Genomic DNA, 1,363 nt, shown 5'->3' with positions numbered 1-1,363 from the left:
GAGGGAAAAGAGGGAAGGGGAGAAAAAGGGGGGAGAGAGAAAAAAGAAAAAAAAAGAAGAAAAAGAAGGGGGAAAAAAGAAGGAGGGGGAAAAAGAGAGGGGAAGGAAGGAAGAGGAAGAGAAAAGGAGGGAGAAAGAGAGGGGAAAAGAGAGAGAGAAAGAGGGGGGGGAAAAGAGGAGAGGAAAAAGGAGGGGGGAAAGAGAAGAGGAGGGGGGGAAGGGAGAGGGGAGGGAGAGGAGAAGGGGGGGGAAAGGAGGAAAAGGGAAGAAAGAAGAGAGGAAAGAGAAGGAAAAAGAGAAGGAAAAAGGAAAGAAGAGGGAAAAGGGAAGAGAAAGGAGGAAGAAGGAGAAAAGAAAAAGGGGGAAGGGAAAAAAGGAGAAAGAAAGGAAAGGGAAGGAAGAAGAAGAAAAAGGGGGAAGGGAAAGAGGGAGAAGGAGGAGGAGAAAAGGGAGAAGGGGGAAAGAGAAAGGGAAGGGGGGGGAGAAGAGAAGAGAGGAGAGGGAAAAGAAAGAAAGGAGAAGAGGAGAGAGGAGAAGAGAAGGAGAAAAGAAGGGGAGGGGGAGAGGGGAAGAAAAAGAAAAGAGAAAAAAAAAGAAAAAAAGGAGGAAAAAAGGAAAAAAAAGAAAAAAAAGAAAGAAGAGGAGGGAGAAAGAGAGAGAAAAGGGAGAAGGGGGAGAGAAAGGGAGGGAAAAAGAAAGAAAAGAAAAGAAGGGGGAAAAAGGGGGAAGGAAGGAAGGAAAAGAAGGGGGGGAAAAAGAAGAGGAAAGGAGAAAAAAAAGAAAGAAAAAAGAAGAAAGAAAGAGAAAAAAGAAGGAAGAGGAGAAGGAGAAGGAGAAGGAGAGGAGAGGGGGGAGAGAAAAAGAGAGAGGAGAGGAAAAAAAAGAAAAAGAAGGGGGGAAGAAAGAGGGAAAAAAAAGGAGGAGGAAAGAGAAAGGGGGAAGGAAAAGGGAGAAAGAGAAGAGAAGGAAAAGGAAAAAAGAAAGAAGAGAAGAAGGGGGGGAAAGAAAGGAGAAGAAAGAAGGAAAAAAAAGGAAGAAGAAGGGGGGGGGGGGAAAGAGAGGGAGAAAAGAAAGGGAGAAAAGAAAAGGAAAGGGGGAGAAAAAGAAAAAAAGAAAAAGAGGAGGGAAAAGAGAGGAAAAAAGGGGGAGGAGGGAGGGAGGAAAAAGGGGGAGGGAGGGAGGGAAGGAGAGGGGAGAGGAAGGAAGAGAAAAAGAAAGAAAAAGAAAAGAAGAAAAAAGGGAGGAGGAAAAGGGGGAAAGGAGAAAAAAGAAGAAAAAAAGAAAGGGAAAGGGAAAGGAGGAAGGAAAGAGGGGAGAGAGAGAAGGGAAAAGGGGAGGGGAGGGGAAAAGGGAAAGGGGGAGA

1 protein-coding gene is annotated in these 1,363 nt (G+C 45.3%); it reads left to right on the top strand.

Going from position 1 to position 1,363, the window contains the following annotated elements; genetic code table 11:
• Positions 1-1,363: hypothetical protein (locus FHK88_RS14505; RefSeq protein WP_227429430.1), on the top strand; the 1,363-nt coding region annotated here is incomplete at both ends.

This window comes from Psychrobacter sp. I-STPA6b, from assembly GCF_020662265.1.
In the GTDB taxonomy this organism is placed as follows: Bacteria; Pseudomonadota; Gammaproteobacteria; order Pseudomonadales; family Moraxellaceae; genus Psychrobacter.
This window is presented reverse-complemented; position numbering and strand designations above follow the sequence as displayed.